The sequence below is a fragment of the Flavonifractor sp. genome (genome assembly GCF_019422385.1).
Lineage (GTDB): Bacteria > Bacillota > Clostridia > Oscillospirales > Oscillospiraceae > Flavonifractor > Flavonifractor avistercoris.
In genome coordinates this window covers 1-9306 of the sequence record NZ_JAHZDL010000089.1, presented here as the reverse complement: position 1 = coordinate 9306, position 9306 = coordinate 1, and the positions used below count along the sequence as shown (strand labels likewise).

Genomic DNA, 9306 nt, shown 5'->3' with positions numbered 1-9306 from the left:
TGGGCGCGCCGCTCCCCCTCCGCGCCGGTTGCCACCCGGAGCTGGGCCGCGTCCGCTTTGCGCAGGGACAGCTCGTACCCCCGCAGGTTGAGCTCCACCGGATCGCCGAAAGGGGCTACCTTGCGCACCGTGACCTCGGTGCCCGGAGTCAGCCCCATATCCACCAGCCGCCGCTTCACCGGGCCGTTTTCATTGCCAACCTGGAGAATAACACCGCGCTCGCCCGGCGCCACCTCCTCCAGGGTTCTCTCGTTCTGTTCCGTCTGAGTTCTCATAGCCGCTCCACTCAAAAAATTTAGTTTACCTAAGTTAACTCCTTCATTATACTATGGTATCCAGGGCCGCGCAAGAGAGGGACCGGTGCTGTTTTCTACAAAAAGCAGGCGCTATGGGGCGCGGTCCTGCGTAGTTCCGCAAAAAAGAGCGGACGCCCACTCGGGGCGCCCGCTCAGGGGGTTCTATTAGTCGTGGTCGTGCTCCTCACAGCCGCAGCCACAGCCATCCTCGTCTCCGTCCCCGCAGCAGCAGTCGTCGGACAGATCCAGCGCAAACTTCTGCCTGCAGCCGGGGCACTGAATCACGCCCTCTTCCAGGACAGACTCGTCGATCATCAGGGTGTCGCCGCAGTTGGGGCAGTCCACCTCAAAAAAATCGTCCTCCTCGTCGCCGCAGCAGCAGTCATCGTCGTCGTCATCCTCGTCAAACACGGCCTTCTCCACGTCGGAGAGGTCGTCGGAGATGGCGTCGATCTCCTCGCCCAGGGCCACGGTGTTCTCCTCCAGATCCTCGATGGACATCCCGATCTCCTCCAGGATGCCGATCATCACGGAGATCAGCTTGGCCTCCTTGGACTTGGAGGTGTCCAGATCCAGGCCCTCAGCCAGGCCCTTCAGATACGCGACCTTCTCGGAAATCGTCATTGTTTTTCTCCCTTTCTCAGGCGGCCACGAAGGGCCTTCGTTAAGATGGTGCGCCTGTTATCACGCCTCGCGCCCTCCGCGACGGCACACTGCTCACCGCTCCGCGAAAAACACCTTGCGCCTGCGGCGCAACTGCTTTTTCGTCTGCGCGGTTCGCTGTGCGCCTGCTCCCGGGCGCTCGGACGCTTAAGCCTTGCAGCGCTCCAGGTACTCGCCGGTGCGGGTGTCGATCTTGATCTTGTCGCCGGGGTTGATGAACAGGGGCACCTTGATCTCGGCGCCGGTCTCCAGGGTGGCGGGCTTGGTCACGTTGGTGGCGGTGTCGCCGCGGAAGCCGGGGTCGGTCTCGGTGACCTCCAGCTCCACGAAGGTGGGGGGCTCCACGGCGAAGATCTTGCCCTTGTAGGAGTTGATCTTGCACACCATGTTCTCCTTCACGAAGCGGAAGTTGTCGCCCAGCAGCTCCTTGCCAATGGGCACCAGGTCGTAGGTCTCGGGATCCATGAAGTAGTACAGATCGCCGTCGTTGTAGCTGTACTCCATGTCCTTGCGCTCCACATAGGCCTGCTCGAACTTGGCGGTGGGGTTGAAGGAGGTCTCGGTCACGCCGCCGGTAATCACGTTCTTCATCTTGGTGCGCACAAAGGCGGCGCCCTTGCCGGGCTTCACGTGCTGGAACTCGACCACCTGCATGACCTGGCCGTCCATCTCGAAGGTCACGCCGTTGCGGAAGTCACTGGCAGAAATCGTAGGCATTGGTATTCATCCTCCAAAATCAGGTTGTACTAAATCAGCTACGCTATTTTACCCCATTCTCCCCGTATTTGCAAGGGTTTTTAGAGAATAATCAGGTCTTTCGGGGATTTGGTGAGAATTTCACAGCCGTCTTCCCGCAAAATGGTCACATCCTCGATGCGCACGCCGAATTTCCCGGGCAGGTAGATGCCCGGCTCGGCGGACACCACCGCGCCCACGGGCAGAAGGGTGTTGTCCCGGGTGTTGGCGTTGGGAGACTCGTGGATCTCGATGCCCAGGCTGTGGCCGTAGCCGTGGCCGAAGTTGTCCCCGTAGCCCGCGTCCGCAATCACCTTGCGGGCGGCGGCGTCGATGCTCTTGCCGGGCACGCCGGCCTTTGTCACGGCGATGCCGGCCAGCTGGGCCTCCAGCACGATCTGGTAGACCTTCTTCATCTCCTCGGTGGGCTCGCCCAGAGCCACGGTGCGGGTCATGTCGGAGCAGTAGCCGCCGTACTTGCAGCCGAAGTCCATGGTGAGGAACTCGCCCTTCTGCACCTGCTTGCTGCTGGGGACGCCGTGGGGCAGGCTGCCGTTGGGGCCGGAGACCACGATGGGGTCGAAGCTCATCTTCTCCGCACCGAAGCGGAGCATGTCGTACTGGAGCTTGGCGGCGATCTCCTGCTCGGTCATGCCGGGCCGGATGAACTTGAGGATCTCGTCAAAGGCCCTGTCGGTGATCTCCTGGGCCTTGCGCATCAGGGCGATCTCCTCCTCGTCCTTGGCGGCCCGGAGGGAGTTGACCAGCTTCTGGGCGGGCACCAGCTTGGCGGTGAGGCCCTTCTCCCACAGCTCGTACTCCGCCACCGACAGGTAGTTTTCCTCAAAGCCCATGGTCTTGATCCCGCACTGCTCCACAACCTCCTGCACCATGGCCCGGTAGTTGCGGCTGTGGCCGGTCATGGCGATCTCCGCGCCGGTGATCAGGTTGCCCGCCGCCTCGATATAGCGGGAATCGGTGAAGTAGAAGCACTTCTCCGCCGTCACCACCACGTTGCCCTCGCCGTGGAAGCCCACGGCGTAGTACTCGCCGGGCTCGCTGTTGAGCAGCATGGCGTCGATGCCGTACTCGGGCAGCTTGGCCGCGATCTGTTTCAGATGATTCATGTTGAAAACTTCCCTTCTATGATTCTAATGGTGTCGTCTTTTTTTGATGGATCGGCGGCGGGGGCAAGCCCCCGCCCTACGTTCTGCCTCTATTTCTTTTTCTCGGGCAGCTCCTGGATGCGGTTGACGTAGTCCAGATTCACCAGCTCCAGCGCCCCGGTCTTGCCGGTGCGCACGGACAGCCAGTTGTCCTCCAGCCTCTCCAGCACGCCGGTCAGGGAGCCGCCGAAGCCGCCGTCCAGGCAGACCACGCACCGCTTCCCCAGCAGCTGACGGATCATCTCATTCATGCTCAATCTGCTCTCCTTTCGTCTCCGCCGATCCCTCCGCCGCAGATTCCGCGCGCGTCTGCGGCCCGCGAACAGGAGGAGGAACACCGCCAGGAAGGCAATCCATACCGCCGGGTTCACGGGTGCGCCTCCCCGCCCGGGGCTGCGGCCTGGTACAGCTTCTTCATGGTCAGCGCGTCCTCGGCCTGGGTCCCGGCCGACTCGCAGATAAAGGTGGGGCTCCAGCCCCGGCGGGCCACCTCGGCCATGAGGGGGGCCGGGTCGGGGCCGAAGTCGTCCTGCGCAAAGGTCAGGTGCATCTTCTCCCCCCCGTTGGGGGTGAACTGGATCTTGGAGAAGTGGCTGTGGAAGGTTCTGGCCCGCTCCTCCCCCAGCACCTCCCGGATGCGGTTCAGCATCCGGACGCAGGCCTCATGGCCCTCCAGCTTCCCCAGGGAGCGGGCGTACAGGTGGCCGAAGTCCACGCAGGGCACCAGCCGCTCGTCCAGGGTGCACAGCTCCAGCACCTCGTCCAGATCCCCCAGCTGGTTGATCTTGCCCATGGTCTCCGGGCAGAGTGCGATATGGCCGTAGCCCGCCTCGTCGCAGGCGGTGAGCACCGCCTTCAGGGAGGGGATGGCGATGTCCAGGGCCTCCCTTCTGGTGCGCTTCATCAGGGCGCCGGAGTGGATGATCACCCGGGTGGCCCCCATCCAGTCCGCCGCTTCACAGGCGGCGGTGATATAGCCGATGGTCTTCTGCAAACTGTCCGGGTCGGGGTTTGCCAGGTTGATGAAGTAGGGAGCGTGGAGGGACAAGCGGATGCCCGCGGCCTGGGCCGCCGCGCCGATCCTGCGGGCGGTGTCCTCCTTTACGTTGACCCCCTTGCCGCACTGGTATTCATAGGCGTCCAGGCCCAGCTCCGCCAGCCAGCGGGGGGCGTCCGCCGAGGACTTATAGGGGAAGGAGTCGGCGTTGCCCGCCGGGCCGAAGATTGCGCTCATAGGGGTTTTGACCTCCGTTTTCCCAGAATGCGGAAGGGCCACTCTGCGGCATAGCGCAGGTAGCGGCCCGGGTTGCCCGCCAGGCGGATGGGCTCCACCAGCAGGGTGAGCACCCCGGCGTTCCGCCCCCCCAGGATGTCGGTAAAGATCTGGTCGCCCACAATGGCGGTCTGGGCCGGGGTGCGGCCCATCTGCTCCATGGCCCGGCGGAAGCCGGCGGGCCTGGGCTTGCCCGCGTGGCCCAGGAAGGGCACGCCCAGGGCATGGGCGAACCGCTCCGGCCGCTGTGGGTGGCGGTTGTTGGAGAGGACGAACAGGGTGACCCCCGCCTCCTCCAGCGCCCGGTTCCACGCCCGCACCGCCTCCGTGGGCTCCGGCACGCCGTAGGGCACCAGGGTATTGTCCAGATCGGCCAGCAGCAGGGTGATCCCCCGGCCGGCCAGGGCGGCGGGGTCGATGTCGAAGATACTGCCGCCCGTCCAGTGGGGCAGCACGGAAAAGGCCATGGTTTCACCTCGTCTATTTGCCGTCTTGTCCGCATAGAATTATACACGCTTCTGAGAACTTGGACAAGGGGGTACTTAAGACATGCAAACCAATCTGAAGCTGATCCTCACCGCGCCGCCCGACCAGACCCGGGCGGCCCAGCGGTTCGGCCTGCCCGTGGCCCACGTGGCCTACCGGGTGGGGGGCGGGCCCCATCTGTTCCGGGCCAACATGCCCGTCACCCTGCGGGGCGGGCTGATGGTGGTGGACAACACCGGCTTTGACGGCCGGGGGGAGGCCGGGCCCCTGTGCCAGGAGATTCTGCGGGAGTGCATGGCCCGGGGGTTTGACGGCATCCTGTGCGACTTTGAGGGCTATCCGGTGCCGGTGCTGGCCGGCGCGGTGAAGGCCCTGGGGGAGGCCTGCCGCAGGCGGGGCTGGCCCCTCTATGTGCCGGAGGCCTACGGCTCCTGCTCCGACTCCGCCCTGGTGCTCATCCCCTCCGCCCTGTCCGGCGGCTCCCTCCGCCAGCGGCTCCAGGAGGCCGTGGAGCGGTACGGAGCCGGGCGGGTGGCCCTGGCGGTGGAGCGGGCGGCGGAGGACTTCTTCCTCCCCTCCCCCACAGGCCAGGGCATGCCCCTCACCCGGGAGGAGCTGCAGGAGCGCCTGGAGGAGCGCGCCCCCTCGGTGTTCTTCTCCAGCGAGCTGTGCGCCCACTACTTCACCTACATGTCCCGGCAGAACGGGGCCCACTTCGTCCTCTTCGACGACGCCGGTTCCATCCGAAAAAAGCTGCAGACCGCCCGGAGCCTGGGGATCACCTCCGCCGTGCTGGCCTACCCCCAGGTGGACGATCTGCTGGAGGAAATCCTGAAATAGCCTTGCGCTGATTCCCGGTTTCTGGTATACTTGCCTCCCATTTCTGACAAGGAGGTTTGCGCGATGGACTGGAAACCGTGGATGGACGCCTTTCTCCCCGCCCTGCTGGAGGCCTTCCCCGGCCGGGTGGCCTTCGTGGGCATCCAGGGCAGCTATGGCCGGGGAGAGGCCGGGCCGGACAGCGACGTGGATCTGGTGGTGGTGCTGGACGAGCTGGGAGAGGCGGAGCTGGCCGCCTGCCGGGTACTGCTGGCGCAAATGCCCTTTGCCGACCGGGCCTGCGGCTTCTTCTGCGACCGGGCCGCCCTGGCCGCCTGGCCCGCCTTCGACGCCCTCCAGCTGAAGCTGGACACCCTGCCGGTGTACGGCTCCCTGGAGGGGCTGCTGCCGCCCATGGGGCAGGAGGCGCTGGAGCAGGCGGTGCGGGCGGGAGCCTCCGCCCTCTACCACGCCGCCTGCCACACTGCCCTCTTTGACGCCCGTCCGGAGGAGGCTATCCCCGCCCTGCAAAAGGCCGCCTTCTTCGCCCTGCGGCTGGCCCGCCTCCGCCGCACCGGGCGGTATGTGGCCGCCCGGCGGGAGCTGCTTCCCCTTCTGGAGCCGGGGGAGCGGGCCCTGCTGGGGGACGGGTGCACCCTCCCGGCCCTGATGGCGTGGGCAAAACAGGAGATGGCGCGGTAAGAGCCGTACAGGGCGGGGACGGATGCTATCCGTCCCCGCCCTCAGCCTGTCGAAAAGACTTTTCCGACAGGCTGCTGAACTTTTTGAAACTTTTTTGAAGTTTCAAAAAGTTGTTTGATCCAACGCGAAAGGGAACCCTGACGGTTCCCTTTCACACTATCCTTCCCTCCGAATCCTTCGGCAAGAGAGTTTCTCGACAGTCTCAGGGCGGGGACGGATGCTATCCGTCCCCGCCCTGTTCTTCCTTCTCTGAAGGTTCGGGAAAGAGGAAAATCTCCTCGATGGGCGCGCCCACCGCCCGGGAGATGTCGATGGCCAGCTTGAGGGAGGGGTTGTACTGGGCCTTCTCCAGGCGCATGATGGTCTCCCGCCGCACCCCTACTTTGGCCGCCAGCTGCTCCTGGGTCAGTTCCTTCAGCTGGCGGTACTTCTTCAGTCTGCACTCGAACTCCGGCATGGCTCACTCCCCGTCCCCGTCCACCGGCTCGTCGTGGTCATAGCGGTGTAGGAGCTGAGGAACAGCTCCAGCGCCAGGGCCAGCACCACCACGATCACAAAGGCCACCAGCGTAAGCTCCAGACTGCCCATGATTTTCCCCTGCCCCAGCAGCAGCACCGCCAGGAAGATGATGGTCAGGGCAATTCGGTTGGCCGTGGTGTGGGCCCGCAGCTGATTCTCCCTGTACCGCTCGTCCATCAGGGTGCCGGACAGCTTCCCCTCAAAGAAAAAGCCAAAGAAGCCGAAGAACAGAAAGAACGCGAAGGGAAAGATGCTCCCGTCCGTCCGATAACTCCAGAAGCCCAGAAAGCCCAGGAACCCCAAAAGGCCCAGCAGTCCCAGCCTGGGGTTCACCGCCCGGGCGGTGCGGGCGGACGCCTGCCGGCGGCTGTTGGCCAGGGTAAAGCGTACCAGAAGGACAACGAGATACCCCACGTAGCAGACCGTGAGCGCCAGGGCGAGGAGCATGGGCAGATCCCCCGCCCGGAACACGTAGGTGGAAAAGTCCATGGGCTCCACCAGCCGGCCCCCGTTGAAGGCCATGGAGTACCCGCTGGCCGCCGCCAGCAGCAGGGCGCACGCCGCGCCGAGGAGGACCGTACGCCTGACACATTTCTTCTTCATCGCGGTATCCCTCCTATCGAACGAGATATATTTATCTCTTTATAGGATAAATATATCACTTACTGTGCTGACTGTCAAGAGGAAAGAGAGAAATATGTCTCCTTTTTCAATAGCCGGGCACGGGCAGCCTATCCTGCCGGCATCCCGCCCTGCCGCCAGACGCAACAAGGCCCCGCACCAGACGGTGCGGGGCCTTGTAAGTTCTCAGTAATACTTCTTGCGGTTCTTGCGGGCGGCCTCAGACTTCTTGCGGCGCTTCACGCTCGGGCTCTCATAGTGCTCACGCCTGCGAACCTCGGCCAGAACGCCCGACTTGGCGCAGCTGCGCTTGAAGCGCTTCAGCGCGTTCTCCAAGGACTCACCGTCCTTCACATGGACTTCCGACATTGACTTCCCCTCCCTCCGAAGCGGCGGGATTCCACCGCCAAAGGGCCACAAAGATATGGCTTTAACAGAATCATTGTATGCGATAGCGGGCCAAATGTCAAGAGCGATTTTTCTTTCCAGCAGTTTTCTCTGTCATCGCTCCTGGAAAAACTCAATCTCCTCCCCCGCCGGGCCGGTGCAGAAGGCCACGCGGATGGGGTAATTTCCCCCTAGGTTTTTATCCGACGGCTCCATGATCACCGGGCGGCCCGCCGCCCGAACCTTTTCGATCATGGCGTCGGCATCGTCCGTGGCAAAGGCGATGTGGGCAAAAAGCCCCTTCCCCGCCGCGTCGCCGCTGGCCGTCACCTCCAGCAGGGTGTTGCCCAGATCCAGCATGGCTCCCTGGCCGTCTCCTTCGCCCCAGTAGCGCACCGCGGGGCACTCCAGAGTGGTTTCATAGAATTCCAGCACCCTCCGGAACTCCCCGGCTCCCCTGACCTTGAGGGAGATGTGGTGCACGCCCTTCATGCCATGCCTCCTTATTTCGCAATCAGGTTGACCAGCTTGTTTTTCACCAGGATCGTCTTGACCAGGTTCTTGCCCTCGGTGAACTTCTGCACCTTGGGGTCGGCCAGGGCGGCGGCCACCACGGCCTCCTCCCCGCTGTCCATGGGCACGGTGATGGTGGCGCGGAGCTTGCCGTTGACCTGCACCGCCATATTCACCTCGGCCTCCACGGTCTTGCTCTCGTCGTAGATGGGCCAGGGCTGGGCGCAGGCCATGCCCTTGCCCGCGGCGAAGCCCAGGGTCTCCCACAGCTCCTCCACCATGTGGGGGGCGAAGGGGGACAGCATCAGCAGCAGGGCGGCGTAGTCGCCCCTGGAGCAGCCGTTGGCGTAGAAATCGTTCACCAGGGCCATCAGGGCGGCGATGGCGGTGTTGAACTTCATGGCCTCGATGTCGTCGGACACCTTCTTGATGGTCTTGTGCACCGCGCTCTCGTTGGCCTTGGAGTAGCCCGCCTCGTCCGTCAGGTTCTCGGACAGGTTCCATACACGATCCAGGAACCGCTTGCAGCCCTTCACCGCGTTGTCGCTCCAGGCGGCGGCCTTCTCAAAGTCGCCGATGAACATGATATACAGCCGCATGGTGTCCGCGCCGTACTGGGCCACCACGTCGTTGGGGTTGATCACGTTGCCACGGCTCTTGGACATCTTCTCGCCGCCCTCGCCCAGGATCATGCCGTGGGAGGTGCGCTTCTGGTAGGGCTCCTTGGTGGGCACCACGCCGATGTCGTACAGGAACTTGTGCCAGAACCGGCTGTACAGCAGGTGGAGGGTGGTGTGCTCCATGCCGCCGTTGTACCAGTCCACCGGGGACCAGTACGCCAGCGCCTCCTTGGAGGCCAGGGCCTTGTCGTTGTGGGGGTCCATATAGCGCAGGAAGTACCAGCTGGAGCCCGCCCACTGGGGCATGGTGTCGGTCTCCCGCTTGGCGGGTCCGCCGCAGTGGGGGCAGGTGGTGTTCACCCAGTCGGTCATCTTGGACAGGGGGCTCTCGCCGTCGTCGGTGGGCTCGTAGCTCTCCACGTCGGGGAGCACCAGGGGCAGCTGATCCTCCGGCAGGGGCTGCCAGCCGCACTTCTCGCAGTACACCATGGGGATGGGCTCGCCCC

At 64.2% G+C, this 9306-nt stretch carries 14 protein-coding genes; 2 read left to right on the top strand and 12 right to left on the bottom strand.

From position 1 onward, the window contains the following. From QZ378_RS10775 to QZ378_RS10745, 7 genes are all read right to left on the bottom strand, one after another. Window positions 1–275, bottom strand: a 275-nt coding sequence (locus QZ378_RS10775) for a FeoA family protein (RefSeq protein ID WP_291258267.1), incomplete at its 3' end; no start/stop codon positions are given. Window positions 276–461: 186 nt separating this feature from the next. Further along, window positions 462–920 carry a CD1247 N-terminal domain-containing protein gene (locus tag QZ378_RS10770; protein ID WP_291258266.1) on the bottom strand — a complete coding sequence of 153 codons (459 nt, stop codon included), beginning with the start codon at window positions 918–920 and terminating at the stop codon, window positions 462–464. Window positions 921–1106: 186 nt separating this feature from the next. Further along, window positions 1107–1676, bottom strand: coding sequence for an elongation factor P (gene efp, locus QZ378_RS10765; protein ID WP_291258265.1), 570 nt, complete (start codon window positions 1674–1676; stop codon window positions 1107–1109). An 80-nt stretch (window positions 1677–1756) separates the two neighbouring features. Further along, the gene (locus QZ378_RS10760; protein WP_291258264.1) at window positions 1757–2821 is read right to left on the bottom strand and encodes a Xaa-Pro peptidase family protein; all 1065 of its coding nucleotides are present in this window, start codon (window positions 2819–2821) and stop codon (window positions 1757–1759) included. Window positions 2822–2910: 89 nt separating this feature from the next. After that, a complete protein-coding gene (locus QZ378_RS10755) occupies window positions 2911–3111 on the bottom strand; it encodes a hypothetical protein (protein ID WP_291258263.1) in 201 nt (66 codons plus the stop codon). A 116-nt stretch (window positions 3112–3227) separates the two neighbouring features. Beyond that, entirely contained in the window at window positions 3228–4094 is an 867-nt protein-coding gene (locus QZ378_RS10750; RefSeq protein ID WP_291258262.1) for a TIM barrel protein, read from the bottom strand. Then, complete coding sequence (locus QZ378_RS10745; protein WP_291258261.1) at window positions 4091–4600, bottom strand: YqeG family HAD IIIA-type phosphatase; 510 nt, start codon at window positions 4598–4600, stop codon at window positions 4091–4093. The genes QZ378_RS10750 and QZ378_RS10745 overlap by 4 nt, the downstream gene beginning before the upstream one ends. Window positions 4601–4682: 82 nt before the next feature. On the opposite strand from QZ378_RS10745, the gene QZ378_RS10740 reads away from it, so the two are divergent. Then, window positions 4683–5459, top strand: a complete 777-nt coding sequence (locus QZ378_RS10740; RefSeq protein WP_291258260.1) for a hypothetical protein — start codon at window positions 4683–4685, stop codon at window positions 5457–5459. 63 nt (window positions 5460–5522) lie between these two features. Next, window positions 5523–6140 carry a nucleotidyltransferase domain-containing protein gene (locus tag QZ378_RS10735; RefSeq protein WP_291258259.1) on the top strand — a complete coding sequence of 206 codons (618 nt, stop codon included), beginning with the start codon at window positions 5523–5525 and terminating at the stop codon, window positions 6138–6140. A gap of 220 nt (window positions 6141–6360) precedes the next feature. Here QZ378_RS10735 and QZ378_RS10730 read toward each other — a convergent pair whose 3' ends face one another. The 5 genes from QZ378_RS10730 to QZ378_RS10710 form a co-directional block, all read right to left on the bottom strand. After that, entirely contained in the window at window positions 6361–6597 is a 237-nt protein-coding gene (locus tag QZ378_RS10730) for a helix-turn-helix transcriptional regulator (RefSeq protein WP_291258258.1), read from the bottom strand. Then, complete coding sequence (locus QZ378_RS10725; RefSeq protein WP_291258257.1) at window positions 6573–7262, bottom strand: DUF3796 domain-containing protein; 690 nt, start codon at window positions 7260–7262, stop codon at window positions 6573–6575. The genes QZ378_RS10730 and QZ378_RS10725 overlap by 25 nt, the downstream gene beginning before the upstream one ends. 204 nt (window positions 7263–7466) lie before the next feature. Then, on the bottom strand, window positions 7467–7649 hold the full coding sequence (rpsU, locus tag QZ378_RS10720) for a 30S ribosomal protein S21 (RefSeq protein WP_087237058.1): 183 nt from the start codon (window positions 7647–7649) through the stop codon (window positions 7467–7469). 132 nt (window positions 7650–7781) lie between these two features. After that, complete coding sequence (locus QZ378_RS10715; RefSeq protein ID WP_291258256.1) at window positions 7782–8159, bottom strand: VOC family protein; 378 nt, start codon at window positions 8157–8159, stop codon at window positions 7782–7784. A gap of 11 nt (window positions 8160–8170) precedes the next feature. Continuing rightward, window positions 8171–9306 (bottom strand): class I tRNA ligase family protein (locus tag QZ378_RS10710; protein ID WP_291258255.1); only part of this gene is annotated, 1136 nt, incomplete at its 5' end.

What these genes read in the sequence shown, in the direction of transcription:
- QZ378_RS10770 (WP_291258266.1), bottom strand. Translation starts at nt 920, where the DNA reads ATGACGATTTCCGAGAAGGTCGCGTATCTGAAGGGCCTGGCTGAGGGC.
- efp (WP_291258265.1), bottom strand. Translation starts at nt 1,676, where the DNA reads ATGCCTACGATTTCTGCCAGTGACTTCCGCAACGGCGTGACCTTCGAG.
- QZ378_RS10760 (WP_291258264.1), bottom strand. Translation starts at nt 2,821, where the DNA reads ATGAATCATCTGAAACAGATCGCGGCCAAGCTGCCCGAGTACGGCATC.
- QZ378_RS10755 (WP_291258263.1), bottom strand. Translation starts at nt 3,111, where the DNA reads ATGAATGAGATGATCCGTCAGCTGCTGGGGAAGCGGTGCGTGGTCTGC.
- QZ378_RS10750 (WP_291258262.1), bottom strand. Translation starts at nt 4,094, where the DNA reads ATGAGCGCAATCTTCGGCCCGGCGGGCAACGCCGACTCCTTCCCCTAT.
- QZ378_RS10745 (WP_291258261.1), bottom strand. Translation starts at nt 4,600, where the DNA reads ATGGCCTTTTCCGTGCTGCCCCACTGGACGGGCGGCAGTATCTTCGAC.
- QZ378_RS10740 (WP_291258260.1), top strand. Translation starts at nt 4,683, where the DNA reads ATGCAAACCAATCTGAAGCTGATCCTCACCGCGCCGCCCGACCAGACC.
- QZ378_RS10735 (WP_291258259.1), top strand. Translation starts at nt 5,523, where the DNA reads ATGGACTGGAAACCGTGGATGGACGCCTTTCTCCCCGCCCTGCTGGAG.
- QZ378_RS10730 (WP_291258258.1), bottom strand. Translation starts at nt 6,597, where the DNA reads ATGCCGGAGTTCGAGTGCAGACTGAAGAAGTACCGCCAGCTGAAGGAA.
- QZ378_RS10725 (WP_291258257.1), bottom strand. Translation starts at nt 7,262, where the DNA reads ATGAAGAAGAAATGTGTCAGGCGTACGGTCCTCCTCGGCGCGGCGTGC.
- rpsU (WP_087237058.1), bottom strand. Translation starts at nt 7,649, where the DNA reads ATGTCGGAAGTCCATGTGAAGGACGGTGAGTCCTTGGAGAACGCGCTG.
- QZ378_RS10715 (WP_291258256.1), bottom strand. Translation starts at nt 8,159, where the DNA reads ATGAAGGGCGTGCACCACATCTCCCTCAAGGTCAGGGGAGCCGGGGAG.